Here is a 23,495-nt window from a genome sequence, read left to right as displayed (position 1 = left end):
CCCTAGGTCACTCCTTGTTGCGCTCCTTGTTGACCTTCACGGCCTTGGAGAAGACGGTGACGGGACGGTGACCGGGCAGCGTGTAGGTGACGCCGACCAGGACGTGGTGGCCCGCGAGGCGCTCCTTCATGCGCAGCGAGCGGTGGTGGGCGCCCTTGATGGCCACCCGCTCCTTGTTGCGGCGCTGGTGCGCCTTGGTCGCCCGGAGCTGGTACCACTGGTAGCCGGTGATCGTCGCTCCGGCCGGGGCCACGGCGGCGTCGGCCACCAGCCGGTGGCCGACCACGGCCTTGCCCTGGATCGTGGGGGCGCTGGCCGGCGTGGGGTCGTTCGCCAGGACCAGGGTGGTCGAGGCCGCGGCGCAGATCACCGACCCGTGGGCGGTGAGCAGGCTGGCGAGGCTCGAGAGACCGAGCAGCGAGTCCGACTCGACGACGGACAGCTGGTGCCCGGCGTCGGCCGCGGACACGACGTAGGACGACGAGGCCGAGCGCTGGACGGGCTGCGCGACGCCCGAGCGGTACCAGCTGAAGACGCGTGCGGCCGGGTCACCCAGGCCACCGACGAGGCTCGCCGAGGAGGCGGTGAGGGTCTGGCCCACCACGGACGATCCCGTGATCACGCCCGGGTGAGCGCAGGCGAACCGGAAGGTGGAGTCGGGCGTGATCGACAAGAGCGCGCCGTCGGCGGCCGACACTCCGCTCACGCTGCCAGTCCCGCCCAGCGGGTTGGTCGCCTGGGCGCCGCACACGCCATCGGGCACGTGCGTGAACGTCGCCTCGTAGTAGTCGGGGATCACCGGGATCAGCTGGTTCGGGTGCGGCGTCGCCGACACCGCTGCGGGTGAGTAGGTGCTGCCGTCGGGACGTGTGCACAGCAGGCTCACCCGCCAACCGGGGATGACCGAGGTGGAGTTGATGTGCACGGCGACCGCATGGTCGTTCGACGACGCCATCGCCGGCGCGGCCGTGACGGCCAGACCGGCTGCGAGCGCGGTGGTGACCAGCGGCGCGAGAGCGCGCGAGGCATTGTGAATGACGGACATGGGAATGTCCCTTCCCCCTTGATGTGCCCGGCGCGACCGCCTGGCGAAACGACCGTAAGCTGAACTTGTCGACGGAATGCAGGAAATGCCGGAATTGGTCCGCTTGGCCGGGTCGGTCTCCGGTATTCCCGGAGGCTGTCGGCCGGCGCCGTGCGGACGCCGGCCGGCCCCTGCGGCCAGTGGACGCATACTGTCGTGGCGGAAATCGTCGCCGGGTGGGCGTAGCCGGCCGGCCGCACGGTCAGCGTCGCGAATACCCGAACGCGTCGCTCGATCGAATGACCGCCGGACGACGAGACGGTCTAGCCCGGCATTTTCGATCCGCGGAAAACTCTCAAATGCGGCCAGAGAAAAGTCGCGACATCAGCGCTCAGATCCGCGGCACGAAACGCCGTCCGCGCAGGCCGTCCTCGACCAGTCCGACCGCTCGCCGCTGACCGATCAGCCGCGCCTGCTCGTGGTGCAGCGTCTCCACGGCGCGCTCCAGCACGACGCCGTCGACGACTTCCGCCAGCTCCACCCGCAGTCCGCTCAGGCCGCGTTCGACGCCGAGCTGGCAGGCCTCGGCGTGCAGCACCGCGAATCGGGCCAGCACCAACAGGTGGCGACGCAAGAGCGGATAGCCGCGGTAATCCGGCGGACACACGTCGAGCAGCCATGCGCCCGCCGTGCGCTCCCAGTCCGGAGCGCCGGGCGGGCGGACCTCCCGCGGCCAACCGGGCGGTTGGTAGGCGACCATGTGGACAGCCTAGCCGGCTTGTCGAACGTGTGTGCTACTTCTTGACCGCCGTCGTGGCGGCAGAGGTGGCGAGCGCGGAGAAGTAGCCGGCGCGGATCCAGCTCACGCGTACCGAGATCCGCTTGCCCTTGTCGGCCTTGGTGAGCTTGTAGGCCGTGGCCGTGGCCCGCGCGATCGGTACTCCGTTGCGCAGCCACTGGAAGCTCGCTGCAGCGGCCGGGGTGGCCGTACCGGCCCGGGCGCTCAGCCGCTTGCCGACCTTCGCGGTGCCGGCGAGCGTCGGACGGCCGGTGACCGCCAGGCTGGGGCGGACGACCGGGGCCGTCTGGGCCGGCTGTGCCGTGACCGTGCCGAGCGAGAGAGTCGTGCGTGAGCTCCGGTAGCCCCTCAGCGCGCCGGTGACCAGCACGGAGACCGGCTGGCCGACGTCGGCGGAGGTCGGGACGTAGCTGCTGGCGGCGGCGCTCGGGCCCACGACGCGGTTGCCGACGTACCAGGTGTAGGTCACCAGCGTCGGCCGAGGGCTGGCCGCCCACGACGCGCTGACGCCGAGGCCGCCGGCGCCGACCTGCAGGCCACCCGAGGTGGAGACCGCCGGTGACGACACGCTGCCCGCGAGGCCGTCGAGGTCGACGTAGCCCAGCGAGTCGGGCGCGGCGAACCCGGTCGACGACGCGGAGAGGCTGACGTTGGCCCCGGCGGTCAGGTAGCGCACCGGCGAGCCGTCGCGCGGGTCGATGGAGATGCGGTAGCTCCGGCCCGGGGTGAGTCCGCGCAGCACGAAGTCGCCGGCCGCGTCGAGCACGTCGGCCACCCGCGACGGTGCGGAGCCGGCGGGATCCCACGCGCGGACGAACGCATCGCCCTCGGGCACGTCGGCGCCGACGACCGTGCCCGTGATGCTCGCCCCGCGGCTCAGGGTGAGGTTCTCGACCAGCGGCGAGGTCTGGGCCGGCGGGATGGTCGCGGCAACGGAGACCGCCGGTTGCAGGTCCGTGGAGTCCTCGACGGACGCGGCGGCCACCGTCAGCTGCGTGCCCGTGGGCACGTGCGTGAGCGAGTAGGTGCCGTCGTCGCGGGCACGGGTGGTCATGATCGGCACGCCGTCGGCCAGCGCCCGGACGTCGATACCGGCGGCGGAGGAGCCCGCGGGAGCGCTGAGGGTGCCCGTGATCGTGCCGCCGGCCGGAAGCTGCTGGGGGGCGAAGGTGGTGGCGGCCGACACTGTGATCGCCGGCGAGACGGAGGTCGCCAGATGCTGGTTCGCGGCGACGTCGTTGGGGACCGCGCGGATCCGGTACGTGGCGGGGAGCACCGCGAAGGAGTAGGTGCCGTCGGCGCTGCCGTCGGGGGCGTTGGTGTAGTCGGCCTCCCAGGCCGTCCCGACCTGGCGCTCCAGCGTCACCACGCTGGCTGCCGCCGCGCCACTGGTGCTCACCACGGTGCCCGACACGGTCACGGGCTCGGTGGTCAGCGTGGTGTCGATCGTCTGCGCCTGGCTGGAGACGGCCACCGCCGTGGCCGACTCGGGGAAGTCGCCACCGTGGCAGCCGACCGGCCCGTTGAGGCTGTCACCGGCGATGCCGTCGAAGCACAGTCGGTAGTCCGCACCGGCCGGCACGTCGGCGATGGTGTAGCTGCCGTCGAGGCCCACGTTCTGGTCCTGAAGGTCGGGCGCGGCAACCCACACGCCGTCCTGCTGGACCTCGAGCTCGGCGGTCAGAACCTCCACGCCCGGCTGTGCGGTCACGACCCCGCTGATGGAGCCGGTGGTCGACGGGGTCGAAGCGGCGGCCGACGGCGCGCCGACCAGGCCCGTGCCCGCGCACACCAGGACAGCAACGAGCGCGACGACACGCGCGCGTACGTCCTGCGACATGGCCCCGCTCCATGGTCCCCCGGGTCTGACGAGGACCACCGTAGAGGAAATGTCCGTTTCAGGAGGCGGAATCGGTGAGAAGGCTGAGGCGGACCCGCCGGTCGGGGTTGTCGACGTTGAGGTCGACCAGGCAGATGCTCTGCCACGTTCCGAGCGCCAGCCGGCTGCCGAGCACGGGCACGCTCGCGTAGGGCGGCACCAGCGCGGGCATCACGTGCGAACGACCGTGACCGGGGCTGCCGTGGCGGTGGCGCCAGCGGTCGTCGGCGGGCAGCAGGTCGCCCAGGGCGGCGAGCAGGTCGTCGTCGGAACCGGCACCGGTCTCGAGGATCGCGATACCGGCCGTGGCGTGCGGCACGAAGACGTGCAGGAGGCCGTCGCCCGCGCCGGCGACGAAGTCGGCACAGGCCCGGGTCAGGTCGCGGACGACCTCGTGCGAGCCGGTGCGGACGTCGAGCAGCGTGCTCCTCACCGCAGCCGCTCCTCCACCCGCTCGACCTTGGCGGAGAGCTGGCCGGTGAAGCCGGGCCGGATGTCGGCCTTGAGCACCAGGGAGACCCGCGGCGAGACGGCGGTGCACACCTCGACGGCCTGCTTGACCACGGCCATCACCTCGTCCCACTCGCCCTCGATGTTGGTGAACATCGCATTGGTCTCGTTGGGCAGGCCCGAGGCGCGGACCACCCGCACCACCTCCGCGACGGCGTCGCTGACCGACCCGGTCTCGTCGGCGGTGCCCGGGCTGATGCTGAAAGCGACGATCATGCGTCCACCCTAGGAGCGCGGTTCCCACGACGAACGGACGGTTCCCACGAGTCGTTCATCGTGGGAACCGTCCGTTCACCAAGGCACCGTGGGGAACGGACCTCAGCCGCGCCGCAGGTTGCGCAGCACGAACGGCATGATCCCGCCGTTGCGGTAGTAGTTGGCCTCGCCGGGGGTGTCGATGCGGACGGTGGCCTCGAACTCGCTGGTCTCGCCGTGGGAGGCGTCGCTGCCCGGTGCCGGCTCGACCTTCACCGTGACCGTGCGCGGGGTGCCGCCCTGGTTGAGCTCGGTGATGCCCGAGACGCTGATGACCTCCTCGCCGGTCAGGCCGAGGTCGTCGGCGGTCTTGCCGGGCGGGAACTGCAGCGGCAGGACGCCCATGCCGATCAGGTTGGAGCGGTGGATCCGCTCGTAGGACTCCGCGATGACGACCTTGACCCCGAGCAGCGCCGTGCCCTTCGCCGCCCAGTCGCGCGAGGAGCCCGAGCCGTACTCCTTGCCCGCCAGCACCACCAAGGGGGTGCCAGCTGCGATGTAGTTCTCCGAGGCCTCGAACACCGAGGTGACCTCGCCGTCCGCGGTGAAGTCGCGGGTGAACCCGCCCTCGGTGCCCGGCGCCAGCTGGTTGCGCAGCCGGATGTTGGCGAAGGTGCCGCGGATCATCACCTCGTGGTTGCCGCGGCGCGAGCCGTAGGAGTTGAAGTCGCGCTGCTCGACGCCGTGCTCGGCCAGGTACCTCCCCGCCGGGGAGTCCTTCTTGATCGCGCCGGCGGGCGAGATGTGGTCGGTGGTCACCGAGTCGCCGAGCTTGAGCAGCACCCGGGCGCCCTCGATGTCGGTCACCGGCTCCGGCTCCTCGGGCATGCCCTCGAAGTACGGCGCCTTGCGGACGTAGGTGGAGTCCTGGTCCCACTCGAAGGTGTTGCCCTCGGGGGTGGGCAGCGACTGCCAGCGCTCGTCGCCGGCGAAAACGTCGGCGTAGTCGCCGGTGAACATGTCGGAGGTGATCGCGCTGGCGATGACGTCCTCGACCTCGGTCGGCGAGGGCCAGATGTCCTTGAGGAACACGTCGTTGCCGTCCTCGTCCTGGCCCAGCGGGTCCTCGAACAGGTCGACGGTCATCGAGCCGGCCAGCGCGTACGCCACCACCAGCGGCGGCGAGGCGAGGTAGTTCATCTTCACGTCGGGGTTGATCCGACCCTCGAAGTTCCGGTTGCCCGAGAGCACCGAGACGACGGCCAGGTCGGCCTCGTTGACGGCGTCGCTGACCTCGGGGATCAGCGGGCCGGAGTTGCCGATGCAGGTGGTGCAGCCGTAACCGACGAGGTTGAAGCCGAGCTTGTCCAGGTACGGCGTGAGGCCGGCCTTCTCGTAGTAGTCGGAGACCACCTTCGAGCCGGGCGCGAGCGAGGTCTTGACCCATGGCTTGCGCTGCAGGCCCTTCTCGACGGCGTTCTTGGCCAGCAGCGCGGCACCGATCATCACCGACGGGTTGGAGGTGTTGGTGCAGCTGGTGATGGCCGCGATGCTCACCGCACCGTGGGTGATCTCCAGCTCCTCACCGTCCAGCGTGAGCGAGGCCGTCTTGGCCTTCTCGTCGGTGTAGTCGGCCAGCGCCTTGTCGAACGCCGTGGCCGCCTTGGCCAGCTCCACGCGGTCCTGCGGCCGCTTGGGGCCGGCGAGCGAGGGGACGACCTCGCCGAGGTCGAGCTCGAGCCGCTCGGAGTAGCGCGGTTCGGCGGCTGGGTCGTGCCAGAGGCCCTGCTCCTTGGCGTAGGCCTCCACCAGCGCGAGCTGCTCGGCGTCGCGGCCGGTGAGCTCGAGGTACTTCAGGGTCTCCTCGTCGATCGGGAAGACCGCGATGGTGGAGCCGAACTCCGGGCTCATGTTGCCGATGGTGGCGCGGTTGGCCAGCGGCAGCGCCGACACGCCCTCGCCGTAGAACTCCACGAACTTCCCGACCACGCCGTGCTGGCGCAGCATCTCGGTGATGGTGAGCACCAGGTCGGTGGCGGTGGAGCCCTCGGGCAGCTCGCCGGACAGCTTGAAGCCGACCACGCGCGGGATGAGCATCGAGACCGGCTGGCCGAGCATCGCGGCCTCGGCCTCGATGCCGCCGACGCCCCAGCCCACCACGCCGATGCCGTTGACCATCGTGGTGTGGGAGTCGGTGCCGACGCAGGTGTCGGGGTAGGCCGTCAGCTCGCCATCGACCTCGCGGGTGAAGGTGACGCGGGCCAGGTGCTCGATGTTGACCTGGTGGACGATGCCGGTGCCGGGCGGCACGACCTTGAAGTCGTCGAAGGCGCCCTGGCCCCAGCGGAGGAACTGGTAGCGCTCCCGGTTGCGCTCGTACTCGATCTCGACGTTGCGCTCGAAGGCCTCCGGCGTGCCGAAGACGTCGGCGATGACGGAGTGGTCGATGACCATCTCGGCCGGCGCGAGCGGGTTGATCTTCGACGGGTCGCCGCCGAGGTCGCTCATCGCCTCGCGCATCGTGGCGAGGTCGACGACGCAGGGCACGCCGGTGAAGTCCTGCATGATCACCCGCGCCGGGGTGAACTGGATCTCCTTGCTGGGATCGGCGTCCGCGTCCCAGCCGGCCAGCGCCTTGATGTCGTCGGCGGTGATGTCGGCGCCGTCCTCGGTGCGCAGCAGGTTCTCCAGCAGCACCTTGAGCGAGAACGGCAGCGAGGCGACGTCGAGCCCCTCGCCCGTGACGGCGTCGAGCCGGTAGATCTGGTAGCTCTGCCCGCCGACCTCCAACGTGCTCTTCGCGCCGAAGCTGTCCGCACTCGCCATCGAGATCTCCTAGATCGCCTAGCTGCCGGGTCCTCGTCCATCTTGCCCACGCCGGTGGCGCGCTCGGAAGGAAGGCTTGCCTCACTTCGCCGAGAACCAAATTATCTTGACGTCAAGATACCACGCGCCGAGAGCCAAGCGGAGCGAAGCGCTCGATCAGCGCGGGAGGTCGAGGAGCCGACGCCAGATCCGCAGCGCAGCAAGGAGCTGGCGTCGGCGTCTCGAAACCCGCGGGGGTTGAGCGGTTGAGCACGGGGGTTTCGAGACGCTCGCGGGGCGACCTCCTCGACCACCGTGCTCCGGGGCGACCTCCTCGACCAGCGTGCTTCAGAGCGACCCCTCGACCAGCCCGCCGCATCACACCGGCAGCCGCTCACCCCGGCCCTCGACGACGTCGGCCGGCGCCGTCAGCCGCCACGCCTCGAAGACGAGCTCGGCGAGCTCGTCGCGCTCGACGCCGGCCAGGTGCACCACCACCCAGCCGAATCCGGCACTGGTGAACTGCTTCTCGAAGACGCCGGGGCGCTCGGCCACCAGCGCCTCTTGCTCGGCGATCGTCTGCCGCAGGCCGAGGGTGCTCGTGCGCGGCCACAGGTAGCCGTAGGTGCGCCCGGCGACGCGGTAGGTAATCCACTGCTCGTGCTCGACGGCGCTGACGTCGTCGAGCTGCTCGGCCAGCTCGACGTAGTCCGCGATGGTGCACCCCACGGCGGTCATCCTGCCGCCGGGCGCCGACAGTCACCACCGCACCAGCTCCCCCACACCAGCCCGTGCTCCCCCACCGGAGCTCGCGTGGGTCAGTGACGGTTCACCACGGCACCGTGAGGAACCGTCACCGCCGAGGCTCAGCCCAGCAGCGCCGCCGCCCGCTCGAGGACCAGATCCGTGGCGCCCGCGTCGTACTCGGCCAGCGAGCTGTCGGTGAACAGATGGCCCCGGCCGGGGTAGGAGAACAGCTCGCCGCCGGCCTCGGCCACGAGCTGCTCGGCGTAGGGGCGGTCCTCGTCGAACCAGGGGTCCTCGGTCATCGCGTGAATCTGGAGGCCGACGCCGACGGGCCAGGGGCCGCCGAACTCCGAGGTCGGCATCGCCGAGTGCAAGAACAGCGCTCCTCGGGCGCCCGGGCGGGTGACGACGAGCTGCTCGGCCGGGATGACGCCCAAGGACATCCCGGCGTAGACCACCTCCGCCGGCAGCCGCTCGGCGGCGGCGACCCCGCGCGCGGCCACGGTGTCGAACCCGATCTCCTGCGCGTGGGCGACTCCGGCCTCGACCGTGTCGAACGTGCGCCCCTCGAAGAGGTCCGGCGTGTGCACGGTGTGGCCTGCCGCGCGCAGCCGGTCGGCGAAGGCGGCGACGCCGTCGGTCAGGCCCTGGGCGTGGTGGAACAAGATGATCTCGCGCATGCACCGACCCTAGGAGCGGTTCCGGACGATCAGCGTCCGGCTTCGAGCAGCGCCACGCACTCGACGTGGTGGGTCATCGGGAACAGGTCGAAGGCCCGCAGCCGCTGCGGCCGGTAGCCGTGACCGGCGAAGATGGCGAGGTCGCGGGCCAGCGCGGCAGGGTCGCAGGCGACGTAGGCCACGGCGCGCGGGGACAGCGCGGCGATGGCGGCCACCACCCGCTTCTTGGCGCCGACGCGCGGCGGGTCCAGGACGACCAGGTCGACGTGGTCGGGCGTCGCACCGCGCTCGAGCCAGCGCTGGACGTCGGAGCAGACGACCTCGGCGGTGGTGTTATCGGCGGCGTGGGCGGCGGCCTTCCGGTCGCCCTCGACCGCGATCACGTCATCGCCCAGGTGGGCCGCGAACAGCCCGACGCCGGCGTACAGGTCCAGCGCCGACTCCCCCGGCCGGGGCGCGAGGAAGTCCAGGACGCAGTCGACCAGGACCTCGGGCGCGCGCACGTGGGGCTGCCAGAAGCCGTCGGGCTCGACGGCGAAGCGGTGGCCGTCGACGGTCTCGGAACGGGGGTTTCGAGACGGTTGCTGCGCAACCTCCTCAACCACCGGGACCGGGCCGTGGGCGTCGATGAGGCAGTCGTCGATCTCCACCACCTCGTGGGAGCGGTGCTGGCGCAGGCCCTTGCGCCCGCCGGGGAGGTCCACGTAGCGCATCCGGGAGCGCCAGCGCAGGGTCGGCGGCACCTCCTCCACCTCGACGTCGGAGGCGATGCCGGCCAGCCGCTCGAGCTGCTCGCGCACCACCGACGTCTTCAGCGAGCGCTGGTAGGCGGGTGTGGCGTGCTGGAAGTCGCAGCCCCCGCAGGCCCCCGGGCCGGCGTAGGGACAGGGCGGCTCGACGCGGTGCGACGAGGCCTCGAGCACCTCGACCGCGTCGCCGCGCAGGAACCGGTCGCCGTCCTCGGTGATCTCCACGACCACCCGCTCCCCGGGCAGCGCGTGCCGCACGAAGACGACGCGACCGTCCAGACCCTCGGGTCGCGCGACCACGTGGCCGCCGTGCGCGACGTTGCCCGCGACCGCCTCGTACCGCTCCCCCACCACCGACGACTGGCTCACCGGCGGTTCAGCGTGCGGCCGCGCCGGACGTCGCCGGCCTTGACCCTCGTGTCGTTCCAGGCCTCGCGCTCGCGGGCGGCCTCGGAGGACTCGAGCTGGTAGGGCACCGAGGTGACCATGACGCCGGGCGTGAACAGCAGCCGGCCCTTGAGGCGCAGTGCGGTCTGGTTGTGCAGCAGCTGCTCCCACCAGTGGCCGACGACGTATTCGGGGATGTAGACCGCGACGACGCCGCGCGGGTTCGCCTCGCGGATGCTGATGGCGTACTCCACGATCGGCCGGATGATCTCCCGGTAGGGCGAGTAGAGGACCTTGAGGGGGATGTCGATGCGCCGCTTGTCCCACTCCTCGAGGATCTTGTCGGTGGAGCTCGGGTCGATGTCGACCAGCACGCCCTCGAGGATGTTGGGCCGCGTCGCCTTCGCGAACGCCAGCGCGCGCATCGTCGGCTTGTGCAGCTTGGAGACCAGCACGATCGCGTGCACGCGCGTGGGCAGCACGATGTCGCGCTCGTCGACGATCAGTTCCTTCGCGACGCGGTCGTAGTGGCGGTGGATGCCCTGCATCAGCGCGAAGAACACGATCATGGCCAAGATCGCGATCCAGGCGCCGGCCAGGAACTTGGTGAGCAGCACGATGACGAACACGACCGCGGTCATCGCCAGGCCGAAGGTGTTGATCGCGCGCGAGCGGTACATCCTGCGACGCGCGGCATGGTCGGTCTCGGTCTTCAGGTGCCGCGTCCAGTGCCGGATCATGCCGAGCTGGCTGAGGTTGAAGGAGACGAAGACCCCGACGATGTAGAGCTGGATCAACCGCGTCGGCTCGGCGCGGAAGGCCACGATCAGCACGACGGCGAAGCCGGCCAGGATCAAGATGCCGTTGGAGTAGGCGAGCCGGTCGCCGCGCGAGCCGAGCGCGCGCGGCATGAAGCCGTCCTTGGCCAGGATCGAGCCCAGCACCGGGAAGCCGTTGAAGGCCGTGTTCGCGGCGAGGATGAGGATGATCCCCGTCATCGCGACGACGTAGTAGAAGCCCGGCGAGAAGCCGTCGAAGACCGCGCGGGAGATCTGGGCGATGACGGTGTGCTCGTCGTAGCCGGCGGGCAGGGCCGAGCCGTCGGCCTGGCGCAACCGGTCGAGCTGGTTCGGGTCGACGTACTTCAGGCCCATCTCGCGAGCCAGGATCACGATGCTGAGCAGCATCGTGATGGCGATCGAGCCGAGCAGCAGCAGCGTGGTGGCGGCGTTCTTGCTCTTGGGCTTGCGGAAGGCGGGCACGCCGTTGGAGATCGCCTCGACGCCGGTCAGCGCCGCACAGCCGCTGGAGAACGCGCGGGCCAGCAGGAAGATGAGCGCCAGCTGGCCGATGTGACCGCCGTAGCCCGCCTCCGGCCGGATGGTGAGGTCGGCGCTCTCGACCTTCGGCAGGTCGCCCGACGCCGCCCGGAACGCCCCGTAGATGGCCATGCCGATGACGCCCACCATGAACCCGTACGTCGGCACCGCGAAGAACGCGCCGGACTCGCGCACGCCGCGCAGGTTCATCGCCGTGAGCACCAGCACCAGGAGCACGGCCCACTCGGTCTCGTGGCCCTGCACGAACGGCAGCGCCGAGCCGGCGTTCTGCACGCCGGAGGAGACCGACACCGCGACGGTGAGCACGTAGTCGACCAGCAGCGCGCTGGCCACCGTGACGCCGGCGGTGCGGCCCAGGTTGACGGTGGCCACCTCGTAGTCGCCGCCGCCGCTGGGGTAGGCGTGCACGTTCTGCCGGTAGGAGGCCACCACGGTGAGCATCACGATGGCGACGACGATGCCGATCTTCCAGCTGAAGGCGTACGCCGAGACGCCCGCGACCGAGAGCATGATGAAGACCTCGTCGGGCGCGTAGGCCACGCTGGAGAGCGCGTCGCTGGCGAAGACCGGCAGCGCGATCCGCTTGGGCAGGAGCGTCTCGCCGAGCTGAGAGCTGCGGAGCTTTCGCCCCAGCAGGATCCGTTTGGAGACGTCGCCGACACCCACGTCCGTCAACGGTAGAGCAACCGGAGCATCGGCGGACCATCCCCGGTAACGTTCCGCGGTGTGCACGTCGTGATCATGGGCTGCGGCCGCGTCGGCTCGACGCTCGCGCGCAGTCTCGAGGACCGCAACCACACCGTGGCGGTCATCGACTCCGACCCCGACTCATTCCGCCGCCTGGGCCCGATGTTCAACGGCACCAAGGTGACCGGCTACGGCTTCGACCAGGGCGTGCTCACCGAGGCGGGCATCCAGCGCGCCGACGCCTTCGCCGCGGTCTCCTCCGGCGACAACTCCAACATCATCGCCGCCCGCGTGGCCCGCGAGACCTTCGGCATCGGCTCGGTCGTCGCCCGGATCTACGACCCCGGACGCGCCGAGGTCTACCAGCGGCTGGGCATCACCACGGTCGCCACGGTGAAGTGGACGGCCGACCAGGTGCTGCGCCGGCTGCTCCCGGCCGGCGCCGAGCCCGACTTTCGCGACCCGTCGGGCACCATCCGCGTCGACCAGGTCCTCGCCCCCGAGGCCTGGGTCGGCCACACCACGCGCTCCTTCCAGGAGCAGACGGCGGCCCGGATCGCCTGGCTCGACCGGCTCGGCGAGGGCGTGCTGCCCAGCCGCGACTCGATGATCCAGGAGAACGACCAGCTCCACCTGGTGATGCGCGAGGAGCAGGCCGCCGACGCCTACACCGCCATGGAGAAGGGCCCGGAGAGCGACTGATGAGGGTAGCCATCGCCGGAGCAGGGGCCGTCGGCCGCTCGATCGCCCGGGAGCTGATCGGCAACGGTCACGAGGTGCTCCTCATCGACAAGAACCCCGGCTCCATCAAGCCCGACCGGGTGCCCGACGCCGAGTGGCTGCTGGCCGACTCCTGCGAGCTCTCCTCGCTCGAGGAGGCGCGGCTGCAGCACTGCGACGTCGTCATCGCCGCCACCGGCGACGACAAGGCCAACCTCGTCACCTCGCTCCTGGCCAAGACCGAGTTCGGGGTGCCCCGCACGGTCGGCCGGGTGAACCACCCCAACAACGAGTGGCTCTTCACCGAGGCCTGGGGCGTCGACGTCAACGTCTCCACCCCGCGGATCATGTCCTCGCTCGTGGAGGAGGCCGTCACCGTCGGCGACCTGGTGCGGCTGTTCACCTTCCGCAAGGGCCGCGCGAACCTGGTCGAGATGACGCTGCCCGACGACTCCCCCTACGTCGGCAAGCCGTCGGGCCTGGTGCCGTTCCCCGAGAACTGCGCGCTGGTGACCATCATCCGCGACGGGCAGGTCTACACCCCCGACGCGGAGCAGCCCATCGAGGCCGGCGACGAGCTGCTGCTGGTCGCCCCCGCCGACGTCGAGGACGAGCTCGAGCGGCTGCTGGCTCCTGAGGAGCACAAGGACTGAGTCGGTGCGCTGGTTGAGGAGGTCGCCCGCGACCGTCTCGAAACCCGCGCCCACGCGCGACCACGACGACGGCCCCGGCGGTGGTCGAGCAGCGAGGCGAGAAACGAGCGAGCGCGTCGAGGCCACCCCACAGCAGACCGGCGAGGCCGCTCGACCCGCGCATGCCCTGCTCGCAGCGGCGCGCGTGCGTGACGGCGCTGCTCAGGCCTCGGCCCGGGGGGTCTTGTTGCGAGTCAGCAGCCAGACCATCCCCAGCAGGGCCACCACCTGCAGCGGCCAGCCCATCGCCAGCTTGGCGCCGGCGATGACCCCGACCGCGGCGTCGGGGTCCATCGCGCCGGTGCGGCCCGCCACGTAGAGCGGGGCCTGCACGACGACGCGGAGCAGGCACGGCGCTGCGAGCAGCAGCGTCAGCCGGCCGCAGAGCCGGACGACCTGGGGGTCGTCGTGCCAGGCGGTCGGGTCGCCGGTGACGCTGCCGACCATGAAGCCCACCAGCGGCCAGCGCACCACGGTGCTGAGCACCAGCAGCACTGCGTAGACGCTGTTGTAGATCAGGCCCGGCAGGAAGTACGCCAGCGCCTGATCGTTGGCGTCTCCCCCGCCGCGGGCCGCACGCCAGGCGAAGAAGGCGCCGATGCCGATGCCGACGAGGGCGTTGAGCACGAACTGCGGGGTCTGCCGCTGCACCAGTCGCGCCACCAGCAGCAGCCCGGCGCACACTAGGCTCAGCACGACGGCGAACCGGAGGTCCTTGCTCAGCAGGAAGGTGACGGTGAAGACCAGCGTCGGTACGGCGGCCTCGGCCATGCCGCGGATCCCGCCGAGCGCCTTCGACAGCTGCGCACGGACGACGTGCTCGACGCTCTCGACGCCAGCCGTGCCGGCAGCGGGTCGCTCCTCGCTCACTTGAGGTCGTAGCGCGGGTTGTACATCACCCGCAGCCCGTCGTGGACCCCGATGCGTCCCTCGACCCGGACCTTGCGGCCCGGGGTGATGCCGGCGATGCGGCGTCGGCCGAGCCAGAGCACCGTGATCGACCCGGTGCCGTCGTAGAGGTCGGCCTCCAGGGCCGGCGCGCCGCCGCGAGGGCGGAGGGTGACCGTCTTGAGGGTGCCCTGGAGCACCACCCGCTCGCGGTCGGGTGCGTCGCCGATGCACAGCAGGCCGGACTGCTCGGTGTCGCGGCGCAGGTCGCGCGACTCCTCGCGGGCCGAGTTCGCCCACCGGCTCAGGCTGTGCCGCAGCCCCGATCTGTCGCCCATCAGCCGGCTCCGGGCGGCAGCGTCAGCGCGATCGCCTCACCGGGAGGCATCGCGCCGGTGCCGCGCCGCACCACCACCGAGCGGATCTGGTCCTCCCAGTGCGCGGCGTCCTCCGGCTCGACGGCCGGACGGCCGAGCAACGTCGCGCGCAGGAACCAGCGAGCGCCGGTCACGCCGATGACCCGGGTGGGCTGCACGGCGGCCTGCCCGTCGGGGGTGGTCACCGGGAGCTGGGTCATCAGCTCGGTGCCGAAGTCGCCGCTACGCTCGTTGGCCGTGCCGCCGTGCTGGGCGGTCTCACCGGCGATGGCCCGGCGGACCTCCGCCCACAGGTCGCCGCCACGACTGGAGGCGAAGGCACGCAGCTCCAACGCACCGTCGTCGGCGGCCAGCACCACCGCGATGACCTCGCCGGAGACCTCGTCGACCTGCAGCCTCAGCTCGATGCCGTCGGGCGGCGGTGCCACCAGGAGACCGCCGAGGTCGACGTGGTCGGCGAAGGTCGCGTCGCTCTCCAGGTCGAGGTCGTCGGCGTCGTAGGGACCCGTCCCGGCGTCGGTCGGGGCGACCGGCTCGGCCGGTGCCGCCTGCGTCGTCGCGGCGGACCGTCGGCGCAGCCTCACGTCGTCTCCTCCGTCGTCGGCTCACTGGTGGCGAACCCTCCGGTCGAACCGTATCCCCCGGTCCCGCGAAGCGACTGCGGAAGCAGCTCGGTCTCCACGAAGCGGGCGTGCTCCACTCGCTGCACCACGAGCTGGGCCACCCGGTCGCCACGGGTGAGACTCACCGGCTCCCGCGGGTCGAGGTTGACCAGCAGCACCTTGATCTCGCCGCGGTAGCCCGCGTCCACCGTGCCGGGGGTGTTGAGCACCGTCAGCCCGTGCCGGGCGGCCAGTCCCGAGCGCGGGTGCACCAGCGCGACGTAGCCCTCCGGAAGCGCCACGGCCAACCCGGTGGGCACCAGGACGCGCTCTCCCGGGGCGAGGGTGACGTCGACCGCGGTGTGCAGATCGGCCCCGGCGTCGCCGGGGTGGGCGTACGCCGGCAGGGGCAGGCCGGCGTCGAGGCGATGCACCAGGATCTGCACCGAGGGATCGACCGCGTTCTCCACAGCGCGTGACCCTACTCAGCCGCGACGCGCGGCGTTTGGCAGGCTGACCCCCTGTGGAGGCGGCCTACAGCGAGCGGCTCGTGCCGCCGCTGCGGTGGTGGGTGCAGGCCACCATGTCCCTGGCGGTGATCTGGCTGGCCATGATCGTCTCGACTCCGGCCTGGCTGGCCTGGACCGGCACCGGGGCCTTCGCCGCCGTCACCTACGGCCTGCTGGCCTACATCGGCTCGGCCCGCGTGGTGGTCACCGGCGCCGAGCTGCGTGCCGGACGGGCCCACATCGCCCGGGGCCTGCTGGGCACCCCGGTGGCGCTCGACGTCGCCCAGACCCGCCGGGTGCTCGGAGTCGACGCCGACGCACGCGCCTTCCTGCTCAGCCGCCCCTACCTGACCACCGCGGTACGGGTGCCGGTGCTCGACCCGGCCGACCCCGCTCCGTACTGGCTGATCGCCAGCCGTCATCCCGAGCGGCTCGTGGCGGCGCTGCAGGGCTGACGCCGGAGGTTGCCCCCTCATTCCCGGCGCCGACCGCGACCGATCCCCACCCCACCTCTCGTTAGGGTGGTCCCATGGCCAAGAAGAACAAGGGCGAGAAGTCCAGCTCGAAGTCCTGGGCGGTCTTGTCCGCGGTGTCCGGCATCGCCGCCGCCACCGTGGCCCGCAAGGCACTCAACTCCGGCTGGAAGGCCGCCACCGGCAAGCAGCCGCCGGCCAACCCGGCCGACCCCGACGTCGCCGTGCGCGAGGCGGTCGCCTGGGCGGTGGCCAGCGGCGCGATCGTGGCGCTGGCCAGGATGTACGCCGGCCGCCGCGCTGCGCGGTACTACGTGAAGTCCACCGGCCACCTCCCGCCCGACCTGCGCAAGGACGACCAGGAGCGCTGAGCACTCGCCCGAGAGCTGAGCACTCCGGAACGCAACGAGACCCCCGCGATCGCGGGGGTCTCGGGTCGAAGACGGTGCCGAAGACAGTGAGGTGCGCTCCTAGGCGCAGTCGCGGCAGATCATCTTCTTCGTGTCGGCGAGCTGGCTGCGGTGGTGCACCAGGAAGCAGCTCATGCAGGTGAACTCGTCGTCCTGACGGGGCTTGACCTCCACGGCCAGCTCCTCGTGGGACAGGTCGGCTCCGGGCAGCTCGAACGATTCGGCGGCCTCGGCCTCGTCCTCGTCGACCTTGCCGGAGTTCTTGTCGTGACGACGGGCCTTGAGCTCCTCGATGCTCTCTTCGCTCTGGTCCTCGTCGGTCTTGCGTGGCGCGTCGTAGTCGGTGGCCATGTCGGGTTCCTCTTTTTCTCCTCAGACGTCTTCGGCGCCAGATTGTGCACGACGGAACAAGCTCGCGCATCCCCCATACGTGCCGTGTCGCGCACAACACGTCCCGCCACACGTGGCGGTGACACCGGAGTCAGTGAACGCTGGTGTTCCCCGCCGTGTTCCCGACGAATCCCGATTCGGCGAGAACGTCGGCGAATCCGGAGAAATCACCCTTTGGTGCGGCCACCGTGAGGCGGTTTCCCGCCGGACTGGTCCAGATGGCCACCTCGGCGCCCGCCTCGGCCGCGACCAGCCCCGCCGCGGCGTCATCCCAGGGGTGGGTGCCCTCCTCGGCGTAGCCGTCGAGACGCCCGGCGGCCACGCTGCACAGGTCCAGGGCGGCCGAGCCGCCGCGGCGGACGTCGCGCACCCGCTCCAGCAGCCGGGCCACGTAGCCGGCCTGGGCCAGTCGGACCTCGCGGACGTAGTTGAAGCCGGTGCCGATCAGGCGCTGCTCCATCGGCACGACGTCGCGCACGGCGATCGGCTCGCCGTTGCAGTACGCACCGCCGCCGAGGGTGGCGGTGTAGACCTCCCCCAGCGCCGGCGCGTGCACCACGGCGGCCACGACCCGGCCAGCACCGTCGGTGCCGTCGGCGCCGTCGTGGTCGACCTGCTCGACGGCGACGCACACCGCGTACGCACGGTGGCCGTAGAGGTAGTTGACGGTGCCGTCGATCGGGTCGACGACCCAGCGCAGGCCGGAGGTGCCGGGCAGGTCGTCGCCCTCCTCGCCGAGGAAGCCGTCGTCGGGGCGCGCCGAGAGCAGCCGCGTACGCAGCAGGTCCTCGGCGGCGTGGTCGGCGCGGGTGACGATGTCGGTCGGGGAGCTCTTCTCCCCCGCCACGTCGACCCCCTCCGTGCGCATGCGCAGCACCAGCTCCGCGGCCTCGGCCGCCGCCCCGACCGCCAGGTCGAGCAGATCGGCGTACGGCCGGGTCACCGGCTGCCCACGACGGCCGGGCGTGTGGACCGCGGGTTCGTGCAGCAGCCCGGCGCGCACCGGTCCCAGGCCGCGGGTAGCGAGCCGACCGCCGTGCGGACCGGGTCCTCACCGCGCTCCCCGGCCGCCCGCTCCAGCAGCAGGTCACGCACCATGGCCACGAACCTCGGGTCGACCCCGGCGGTCGCGGCGCGTACGCACGGCAGGCCCAGCTCGCCGGCGGTGGCCAGCGCCTCGGTGTCGAGGTCGTAGACGACCTCCATGTGGTCGGAGACGAACCCGATCGGCACCAGCACCACGGCCTTGGCGCCGCGTGTGGCGAGCGCGCGCAGGTGGTCGTTCACGTCGGGCTCCAGCCATGGGATCCGCGGCGAGCCCGAGCGCGAGCAGTACACCAGCTCGGCGCCGTGGCGCAGCCCGGTCTCCAGGCGCACCCGCTCGACCACCTCCGCCGCCGTGCTGCGGTGCTGGGCGACGTAGGCCCGACCGAGCGGGCCGCTGGCCTCGTTCATCTGCTCGGGCACGGAGTGGGTGACGAAGACCAGCTCGGCCTCGCGACGCACGTCGTCGGGCAGGTCGGCCAGGGCCGCGAGCGTCGCGTCGACCATGGGCTCCACGAAGCCGGGGTGGTTGAAGTAGACCCGGGCCTTGTCGAGCTCGGGGGGTGGGGCGCCACCCTCGGCCAGCAGTGCTTCGCGCGCCACGGTGAGGTCCTCGCGGTACTGCCGGCACCCGGAGTAGGAGGAGTACGCCGAGGTCACCAGGCACAGCGCGCGGCGCACGCCGTCGTCGCGCATCCGGCGCAGCTCGTCGAGCAGGAACGGACCCCAGTTGCGGTTGCCCCAGTAGATCGGGAGGTCGACGCCCGCCCCGGCGAGGTCCTCGCGGATCGCGGCGGCCAGCGCCCGGTTCTGGTCGTTGATCGGGCTGCGGCCACCGAAGGCGTAGTAGTGCTCACCGACCTCGGCCAACCGTTCGTCGGGGATGTCGCGACCCGCCGTCACGTTGCGCAGGAACGGCACGACGTCCTCGGGCTGCTCGGGTCCGCCGAAGGAGACCAGCAGCAGCGCGTCGTAGGGGGAGACGTCGGTGCTGAGCACGGGCTGCGACTCGGGGACGGACTCGCTCACGGACACCAGCCCATCCTAGAAAGGCCGCCGAAGCGCACGCGCCACGGCCTATCCTCGGGAGACGTGTGGAGCAACTGGAGCGGAACCGTGGTCGCCCGCCCCCGCCGCGTGCTCGCGCCGCGCGATGCCGCCGAGGTGGCTGCCGCGATCGTCGGCGCCCGCGAGGAGGGTCTCGCCGTCCGGATGGTCGGCTCGGGCCACTCCTTCACCGCGGTCGCCGCCACCGACGGCGTCATGCTGCGACCCGACCTGCTGCGCGGCATCACCGCGGTCGACCGCGAGGCGATGACCGTCACCGCGCTGGCCGGAACGGGCCTGCGCGAGCTCAACCTCACCCTGACCCGGCTGGGTCTCTCCCTGCACAACATGGGCGACATCGACGCCCAGACGCTGGCCGGAGCGGTCTCGACCGGCACCCACGGCACCGGCGGGCGCACGGCCGGGCTCGCCGCGCAGGTCGTGGCGATGGAGCTGGTCACCGGCGACGGCAGCGTGCTGCGGGTCGACGCCGAGAGCCAGCCCGAGCTGTTCGCCGTCGCGCGCGTCGGCCTGGGCGCCCTCGGCGTGCTGACCAGCCTCACGCTCGCCGTCGAGGAGCGGTTCACCCTGCACGCGCACGAGGCGCCGATGCGGTGGGACCGGGCGCTGGCGACCTTCGCCGAGGAGGTGGCCGCCCACGACTACTACGAGATGTACTGGTTCCCCCACACCGACCGGCTCTCGGTCAAGCGCAACGACCGCGTGCCCGAGGAGCGCTCGGCGCCGCTCCCCCGCTGGCGCCGGCTGCTCGAGGACGAGCTGATGGCCAACTCCCTCTTCGGTGGGGTGCAGCGGCTCGGTGACGCCGCACCGGGTCTGGTGCCGCCGCTGGCGAAGGTCTCGGCGCAGGCCCTGGGCGAGCGCCGGTACGCCGATGTCGCGCACCGGGTCTTCACCAGCCCACGGCGGGTGCGGTTCAAGGAGATGGAGTACGCCGTGCCGGCCGAGGCGGGCATGAGCGCGCTGGCCGAGCTGCGTCGGCTCGTCGAGGCCCGCGGGTGGCGGATCTCCTTCCCCGTGGAGGTGCGCTACGCCCCGGCCGACGACGTCGCGCTGTCCACCGCCGTCGGGCGCGACACCGTCTACCTGGCCTGCCACGTGAACCACCGCACCGACCACACCGCGTACTTCACCGAGGTGGAGCAGGTGCTCCGCGCCCACGACGGCCGGCCGCACTGGGGCAAGATGCACACCCGCACGGCCGCCGACCTGGCCCCCGCCTACCCGGCGTGGGACGACGTGGCAGCTTGGCGCGACAAGCTCGACCCCGAGCGGGTCTTCGGCAACGACTACCTCACCCGGGTCCTCGGCCCCTGAGCTGGGCGAGGTCACACCCGACACGGCGTGTCTGCTTGCACGAGATGGCCTGTGCTTGCCAGTAGGGTCGCGACAAGGCGGACGAAGGAGTAGGAACGACGATGCGGGACCTCACACCAGTGAGGCTCACCGGGGGCGGCAAGGTGCTGGTCCTGGTGGACGGACACGGTGAGGAGTACGCGGTCCCCATCGACGACCGGCTCCGGGAGACGCTGGGCGTCTCTCTCCAGCAGGCGGAGAGGCAGCTCACCAGGAAGGAGCCGACGGTGGAGAGCACGCTGCGACCCCGCGACATCCAGTCCCGCATCCGTGCGGGCGAGTCGGCCGAGGACGTCGCCGCCGTCGCCGGCACGTCGGTGGAGAAGGTCATGATCTTCGCCGGGCCGGTGCTGGCCGAGCGCGCCCACGTGGCGCGCAACGCCCAGACCGCGTCCGTGCGACGCCGCAGCGGCGACGCCGGCGGTCAGGTGCGCACTCTCGGCCCCGCGGCGGCCGTCCGGTTGCGCGAGGAGGGCGTCGACCCCGAGTCGATCGAGTGGGACGCCTGGCGGCGCGAGGACGGCCGCTGGGTGCTCACCGCCGCCTACCACCACGACGCCGAGTCGCGGCTGGCCCGCTTCGTCTTCGACCAGCCCGGCCACTTCGTCACCGCCGAGGACGACGAGGGTCGCTGGCTCGTCGGCGACGGCGCCGCTCGTGGTCGGGCCGCCACCACCGAGGCGGCCCCCGAGGGCCTGCGGCTGGCTCCGGCACCGCGTGCGGGCGTCGACGCCGAGCTCGGTGACGACGCCATCGAGCTGGTCTCGCACGGCGACGCCGACTGGATCGCCTCGGTGCCCCGGCAGCATGTCGAGCCCACCGTCGAGCACACCGTGGAGCCCACCGTGGAGGTGGAGCCGGCGGCTGAGGAGCCGGCCGACGACGCCTCGACGACCGAGCCGGTCGCCGAGGAACCTGCCGCGCAGGACGAGCCACCGCGGCCACCCACCCAGCTGCCCCGCCCCGAGTCCACACCCGGCCGGAAGAACCGGCGCGCCTCGGTGCCCAGCTGGGACGAGATCATGTTCGGCGGCGGCCGCGGCGAGTAGCCGCAAGAGGTAGTCCTCCTCGACCCGTCCGCCTAGCCTGTCGCCCATGGCGTACTTCGTGACCGGCGCGACCGGGTTCATCGGGCGGCACCTGGTGCGCGAGCTGGTCGACCATCGAGACGGCCAGGTGTTCTGCCTGGTGCGCGAGGGCTCTCAGCAAAAGATCGACGTGCTCGCCCGCCAGCTCGGCACGGATCGGGTGGTCGCGGTCGAGGGCGACCTGGGCGCCGAGGGCCTCGGTGTCGACCCGGCCTGGGTGGCCGAGCACGCCGGCTCGATCGACCACCTCTTCCACGTCGCGGCGATCTACGACATGACGGCCTCCGATGAGATGAACGAGGAGCTGAACGTCGGCGGCACCCGCGAGGCGCTAGCGCTGGCGCAGGCTCTCGACGTCGGTTGCTTCCACCAGGTCTCCTCGGTCGCGGCGGCCGGTGACTACGAGGGCACCTTCGACGAGACCATGTTCGACGAGGGGCAGCGCCTCCCCTCGCCCTACCACCGCACGAAGTTCGAGTCCGAGAAGCTGGTGCGCCAGCAGCAGGCGGTGCCGTGGCGGGTCTACCGCCCGGCCATCGTCGTGGGGCACTCCGAGACCGGCGAGATGGACAAGGTCGACGGGCCCTACTACTTCTTCGGCGTGCTCAAGCGGGTGCGCGACGTGCTCCCGGCCTGGCTGCCGCTGGTCGGTGTCGACCTCGGCGACACCAACCTGGTGCCGGTCGACTACGTGGCCAAGGCGATGGACCACCTGGCCCACGTGCCCGATCTGGACGGCGAGACCTTCCACCTGGTCAACCCCGAGCCGCAGCCGTTGGTCGAGGTGGTCAACACGCTCTCCGCGGCCGCCGGGGCGCCGCAGTTCGCGGTGCCCGTCGACCGGACCACCACCCAGCGGCTGGTGCCGCCTGGGCTGCTGCCGCGCCTCCTGCGTCCGCGGACCATCGTCGACCAGGTGCTGCACTCCGACCTGGGCCGGATCGCGCTGGAGCAGACCATCGGCCGCCTCGGCATCCCTCCGGCAGTCGTCGGGCACGTCACCTTCCCCTCGGTCTTCGCCAGCCGGCGTACCGAGAAGGCCTTGGCCGGCTCCGGGCTCTCGGTGCCGTTGCTGGAGGGCTACGCCTCCGTGCTGTGGGCGTGGTGGGAGGACGTCCTGGACGACTCGGTGCGCAGCAACCGGGGCGCGGTCGAGGCGCTCTCGGGCAAGACGGTCGTCATCACCGGTGCCTCCTCCGGCATCGGCCGGGTCACCGCGATCAAGGTGGCCAAGGTCGGCGGCGTCCCGATCCTGGTGGCGCGCGGCCGCGAGAAGCTCGAGGCGCTGCGCGACCTGATCGAGTCCCAGCACGGCGAGGCCTACGTCTACCCGTGCGACCTCTCCGACCTCGACGCCATCGACTCGCTGACCAAGCAGATCAGTGAGGACTTCGAGCACGTCGACTACGTCGTCAACAACGCCGGCCGCTCGATCCGGCGCTCGCTGAAGCTGTCGGAGGACCGCTTCCACGACTTCGAGCGCACCATGCAGCTCAACTACTTCGGCGCCATCCGGATGGTGATCGGGCTGCTGCCCCGGATGCGCGAGCAGCACAGCGGCCACATCGTCAACGTGTCCTCGATCGGTGTGCAGACCAACCCGCCGCGCTTCTCCGCCTACGTCGCCTCGAAGTCGGCGCTGGACTCCTGGAGCAACGTCGTCGCCTCCGAGCTGGTCGGCTACGGGATCTCCTTCACCTCCATCCACATGCCGCTGGTGCGGACGCCGATGATCGCGCCCACCAAGCTCTACGACCGGTTCCCGACCATCAGCCCGGCGCAGGCGGCAGAGAAGGTGCTCGACGCCTTGGTCGACCGGCCGCACGAGATCAACACCGCGCTGGGCAACCTCGGTGCCGTCGCCCACACCGTCGCCCCGAAGACGGCGTTCCGGGTGCTGCACCTGGCCTACCAGGTCTTCCCGGACTCCGCTGCTGCCCGGAACGTCGAGGGTCGGGGCGCCGACGGGGTCGGGAAGTCCCAGGGCGAGCAGATCGCGCTGGCCAAGCTGCTGCGCGGCATTCACTGGTGAGCGCAGCTGCCGCAGGCAGCTGAGCTCACCAGTGAATGGAGCCG

24 protein-coding genes are annotated in these 23,495 nt (G+C 71.6%); 7 read left to right on the top strand and 17 right to left on the bottom strand.

All coding sequences use genetic code 11. The features are described 5' to 3' along the window. Positions 1–7: 7 nt before the first annotated feature. From D9V37_RS11950 to D9V37_RS11905, 10 genes are all read right to left on the bottom strand, one after another. Entirely contained in the window at positions 8–1,045 is a 1,038-nt protein-coding gene (locus D9V37_RS11950) for a hypothetical protein (RefSeq protein ID WP_121806354.1), read from the bottom strand. Positions 1,046–1,415: 370 nt separating this feature from the next. Further along, on the bottom strand, positions 1,416–1,784 hold the full coding sequence (locus tag D9V37_RS11945; RefSeq protein WP_121806353.1) for a hypothetical protein: 369 nt from the start codon (positions 1,782–1,784) through the stop codon (positions 1,416–1,418). Between the two features lie 34 nt (positions 1,785–1,818). Then, positions 1,819–3,663 (bottom strand): hypothetical protein, encoded by a 1,845-nt coding sequence (locus tag D9V37_RS11940; RefSeq protein WP_121806352.1) that lies wholly within the window; start codon positions 3,661–3,663, stop codon positions 1,819–1,821. A 58-nt stretch (positions 3,664–3,721) separates the two neighbouring features. Next, a complete protein-coding gene (locus tag D9V37_RS11935; protein WP_121806351.1) occupies positions 3,722–4,135 on the bottom strand; it encodes a YjbQ family protein in 414 nt (137 codons plus the stop codon). After that, complete coding sequence (locus D9V37_RS11930; protein ID WP_121806350.1) at positions 4,132–4,428, bottom strand: thiamine-binding protein; 297 nt, start codon at positions 4,426–4,428, stop codon at positions 4,132–4,134. The genes D9V37_RS11935 and D9V37_RS11930 overlap by 4 nt, the downstream gene beginning before the upstream one ends. A 102-nt stretch (positions 4,429–4,530) precedes the next feature. After that, entirely contained in the window at positions 4,531–7,233 is a 2,703-nt protein-coding gene (gene acnA, locus D9V37_RS11925) for an aconitate hydratase AcnA (RefSeq protein WP_121806349.1), read from the bottom strand. A gap of 357 nt (positions 7,234–7,590) precedes the next feature. Next, positions 7,591–7,950 carry an MmcQ/YjbR family DNA-binding protein gene (locus D9V37_RS11920; RefSeq protein WP_121806348.1) on the bottom strand — a complete coding sequence of 120 codons (360 nt, stop codon included), beginning with the start codon at positions 7,948–7,950 and terminating at the stop codon, positions 7,591–7,593. A 128-nt stretch (positions 7,951–8,078) separates the two neighbouring features. Beyond that, entirely contained in the window at positions 8,079–8,639 is a 561-nt protein-coding gene (locus tag D9V37_RS11915) for a dienelactone hydrolase family protein (RefSeq protein WP_121806347.1), read from the bottom strand. Between the two features lie 29 nt (positions 8,640–8,668). Next, the gene (locus D9V37_RS11910; protein WP_121806346.1) at positions 8,669–9,757 is read right to left on the bottom strand and encodes a class I SAM-dependent RNA methyltransferase; all 1,089 of its coding nucleotides are present in this window, start codon (positions 9,755–9,757) and stop codon (positions 8,669–8,671) included. Continuing rightward, on the bottom strand, positions 9,754–11,781 hold the full coding sequence (locus D9V37_RS11905) for an APC family permease (protein ID WP_121806345.1): 2,028 nt from the start codon (positions 11,779–11,781) through the stop codon (positions 9,754–9,756). Before D9V37_RS11905 ends, D9V37_RS11910 begins: the two co-directional genes overlap by 4 nt. Positions 11,782–11,856: 75 nt before the next feature. On the opposite strand from D9V37_RS11905, the gene D9V37_RS11900 reads away from it, so the two are divergent. Further along, positions 11,857–12,504 carry a potassium channel family protein gene (locus D9V37_RS11900; protein WP_456299569.1) on the top strand — a complete coding sequence of 216 codons (648 nt, stop codon included), beginning with the start codon at positions 11,857–11,859 and terminating at the stop codon, positions 12,502–12,504. Further along, positions 12,504–13,175 carry a potassium channel family protein gene (locus D9V37_RS11895; RefSeq protein WP_121806343.1) on the top strand — a complete coding sequence of 224 codons (672 nt, stop codon included), beginning with the start codon at positions 12,504–12,506 and terminating at the stop codon, positions 13,173–13,175. The genes D9V37_RS11900 and D9V37_RS11895 overlap by 1 nt, the downstream gene beginning before the upstream one ends. Before the next feature lie 201 nt (positions 13,176–13,376). Here D9V37_RS11895 and D9V37_RS11890 read toward each other — a convergent pair whose 3' ends face one another. The 4 genes from D9V37_RS11890 to dut are packed head-to-tail and all read right to left on the bottom strand — an operon-like array spanning position 13,377 to position 15,551. Then, on the bottom strand, positions 13,377–14,084 hold the full coding sequence (locus D9V37_RS11890) for a DUF3159 domain-containing protein (protein ID WP_232524878.1): 708 nt from the start codon (positions 14,082–14,084) through the stop codon (positions 13,377–13,379). Then, positions 14,081–14,440, bottom strand: coding sequence for an OB-fold nucleic acid binding domain-containing protein (locus D9V37_RS11885; protein WP_121806342.1), 360 nt, complete (start codon positions 14,438–14,440; stop codon positions 14,081–14,083). Before D9V37_RS11885 ends, D9V37_RS11890 begins: the two co-directional genes overlap by 4 nt. Next, entirely contained in the window at positions 14,440–15,063 is a 624-nt protein-coding gene (locus D9V37_RS11880; RefSeq protein ID WP_121806341.1) for a DUF3710 domain-containing protein, read from the bottom strand. Before D9V37_RS11880 ends, D9V37_RS11885 begins: the two co-directional genes overlap by 1 nt. Then, entirely contained in the window at positions 15,060–15,551 is a 492-nt protein-coding gene (dut, locus tag D9V37_RS11875) for a dUTP diphosphatase (protein WP_198412507.1), read from the bottom strand. Before dut ends, D9V37_RS11880 begins: the two co-directional genes overlap by 4 nt. Positions 15,552–15,604: 53 nt before the next feature. Between dut and D9V37_RS11870 the strand changes: the two genes are divergently transcribed. After that, positions 15,605–16,045: a DUF3093 domain-containing protein gene (locus D9V37_RS11870; RefSeq protein ID WP_121806340.1), complete on the top strand. Its 441-nt coding sequence runs from the start codon at positions 15,605–15,607 to the stop codon at positions 16,043–16,045. A 74-nt stretch (positions 16,046–16,119) separates the two neighbouring features. Further along, positions 16,120–16,434 (top strand): DUF4235 domain-containing protein, encoded by a 315-nt coding sequence (locus tag D9V37_RS11865; protein WP_121806339.1) that lies wholly within the window; start codon positions 16,120–16,122, stop codon positions 16,432–16,434. Between the two features lie 99 nt (positions 16,435–16,533). Here D9V37_RS11865 and D9V37_RS11860 read toward each other — a convergent pair whose 3' ends face one another. From D9V37_RS11860 to D9V37_RS11850, 3 genes are all read right to left on the bottom strand, one after another. Then, entirely contained in the window at positions 16,534–16,824 is a 291-nt protein-coding gene (locus D9V37_RS11860; RefSeq protein ID WP_121806338.1) for a DUF4193 domain-containing protein, read from the bottom strand. Between the two features lie 130 nt (positions 16,825–16,954). Continuing rightward, positions 16,955–17,806, bottom strand: a complete 852-nt coding sequence (locus tag D9V37_RS11855; RefSeq protein ID WP_121806557.1) for an inositol monophosphatase family protein — start codon at positions 17,804–17,806, stop codon at positions 16,955–16,957. Next, positions 17,803–18,936 carry a ferrochelatase gene (locus tag D9V37_RS11850; RefSeq protein WP_121806556.1) on the bottom strand — a complete coding sequence of 378 codons (1,134 nt, stop codon included), beginning with the start codon at positions 18,934–18,936 and terminating at the stop codon, positions 17,803–17,805. Before D9V37_RS11850 ends, D9V37_RS11855 begins: the two co-directional genes overlap by 4 nt. Before the next feature lie 63 nt (positions 18,937–18,999). Here D9V37_RS11850 and D9V37_RS11845 point away from each other — a divergent pair, with 63 nt between their 5' ends. The 3 genes from D9V37_RS11845 (at position 19,000) to D9V37_RS11835 (ending at position 23,451) form a co-directional block, all read left to right on the top strand. Then, positions 19,000–20,292 carry a D-arabinono-1,4-lactone oxidase gene (locus tag D9V37_RS11845; RefSeq protein WP_121806337.1) on the top strand — a complete coding sequence of 431 codons (1,293 nt, stop codon included), beginning with the start codon at positions 19,000–19,002 and terminating at the stop codon, positions 20,290–20,292. 101 nt (positions 20,293–20,393) lie between these two features. Then, on the top strand, positions 20,394–21,380 hold the full coding sequence (gene sepH / locus D9V37_RS11840; RefSeq protein ID WP_121806336.1) for a septation protein SepH: 987 nt from the start codon (positions 20,394–20,396) through the stop codon (positions 21,378–21,380). 46 nt (positions 21,381–21,426) lie between these two features. Then, positions 21,427–23,451, top strand: coding sequence for an SDR family oxidoreductase (locus tag D9V37_RS11835; RefSeq protein ID WP_121806335.1), 2,025 nt, complete (start codon positions 21,427–21,429; stop codon positions 23,449–23,451). Positions 23,452–23,495: the final 44 nt, after the last annotated feature.

Origin of the sequence: Nocardioides mangrovicus, assembly GCF_003674065.1 — a bacterium.
GTDB lineage: Bacteria > Actinomycetota > Actinomycetes > Propionibacteriales > Nocardioidaceae > Marmoricola > Marmoricola mangrovicus.
Note: the sequence above shows the minus strand (reverse complement) of the source record. Positions and strands in the feature narration are given on the sequence as shown.

Excerpts from the sequence above, each read along its gene's own strand:
- D9V37_RS11950 (WP_121806354.1), bottom strand. The coding sequence starts at position 1,045 with ATGTCCGTCATTCACAATGCCTCGCGCGCTCTCGCGCCGCTGGTCACC.
- D9V37_RS11945 (WP_121806353.1), bottom strand. The coding sequence starts at position 1,784 with ATGGTCGCCTACCAACCGCCCGGTTGGCCGCGGGAGGTCCGCCCGCCC.
- D9V37_RS11940 (WP_121806352.1), bottom strand. The coding sequence starts at position 3,663 with ATGTCGCAGGACGTACGCGCGCGTGTCGTCGCGCTCGTTGCTGTCCTG.
- D9V37_RS11930 (WP_121806350.1), bottom strand. The coding sequence starts at position 4,428 with ATGATCGTCGCTTTCAGCATCAGCCCGGGCACCGCCGACGAGACCGGG.
- acnA (WP_121806349.1), bottom strand. The coding sequence starts at position 7,233 with ATGGCGAGTGCGGACAGCTTCGGCGCGAAGAGCACGTTGGAGGTCGGC.
- D9V37_RS11920 (WP_121806348.1), bottom strand. The coding sequence starts at position 7,950 with ATGACCGCCGTGGGGTGCACCATCGCGGACTACGTCGAGCTGGCCGAG.
- D9V37_RS11915 (WP_121806347.1), bottom strand. The coding sequence starts at position 8,639 with ATGCGCGAGATCATCTTGTTCCACCACGCCCAGGGCCTGACCGACGGC.
- D9V37_RS11900 (WP_456299569.1), top strand. The coding sequence starts at position 11,857 with ATGGGCTGCGGCCGCGTCGGCTCGACGCTCGCGCGCAGTCTCGAGGAC.
- D9V37_RS11895 (WP_121806343.1), top strand. The coding sequence starts at position 12,504 with ATGAGGGTAGCCATCGCCGGAGCAGGGGCCGTCGGCCGCTCGATCGCC.
- D9V37_RS11885 (WP_121806342.1), bottom strand. The coding sequence starts at position 14,440 with ATGGGCGACAGATCGGGGCTGCGGCACAGCCTGAGCCGGTGGGCGAAC.
- D9V37_RS11865 (WP_121806339.1), top strand. The coding sequence starts at position 16,120 with ATGGCCAAGAAGAACAAGGGCGAGAAGTCCAGCTCGAAGTCCTGGGCG.
- D9V37_RS11860 (WP_121806338.1), bottom strand. The coding sequence starts at position 16,824 with ATGGCCACCGACTACGACGCGCCACGCAAGACCGACGAGGACCAGAGC.
- sepH (WP_121806336.1), top strand. The coding sequence starts at position 20,394 with ATGCGGGACCTCACACCAGTGAGGCTCACCGGGGGCGGCAAGGTGCTG.
- D9V37_RS11835 (WP_121806335.1), top strand. The coding sequence starts at position 21,427 with ATGGCGTACTTCGTGACCGGCGCGACCGGGTTCATCGGGCGGCACCTG.